General features: G+C 68.0%; 1 pseudogene. It reads right to left on the reverse strand.

The features are described from left to right. Positions 1-215 precede the first annotated feature (215 nt). Positions 216-519: pseudogene (locus tag ABB28_RS17395) on the reverse strand (dioxygenase); the annotation flags it as partial.

The following is a 519-nucleotide window of genomic DNA, read 5'->3' on the forward strand; positions in this document are numbered from 1 at the left end:
CACCAGCGGCAACGGCAGCGAAAACGGCAGGACGCGGACCAGGTAACCGCTGGCCACGACGGCGACCAGCATCGCCAGGACCACTTCAATGGTGTGCATGCATCATCCAGATGACGGCGCCAACGAGGGGAGGGATGGCCATGCGGCCAAGGCGCCAGTAACCGGAAAAAACTAGCACAACCCGGCGATCAGGCCCACGCCTGCATCGCATGGGCTCAGCGGGGCGACAGCAAACCGCCGGCGCCGTCGAAGCGGTACAGATCCATCGCCAGCATGCCGGCATCGATGCCCGCGTCGATGCGTCGTGCACCCAGTCCGCCCTCGCCTGCCGCGCCCATGGCGAAGTGCAGCGGCTGCAGATGCTCGTCGCTGGGATGCGCCTGCACGGCCCCCGGCGCCCGGGCCCGGTAGTCGAGCAGTGCCTCCACGTCGTCATCGGCCAGGCGCTGCTCCACCCAGCCGATGAACGGCCGGACGTAGGGCGCTTCCTTGCCGTCCTGGTAACGGCGGAAATCGTGC

Source organism: Stenotrophomonas chelatiphaga, assembly GCF_001431535.1.
Taxonomy (GTDB): domain Bacteria; phylum Pseudomonadota; class Gammaproteobacteria; order Xanthomonadales; family Xanthomonadaceae; genus Stenotrophomonas; species Stenotrophomonas chelatiphaga.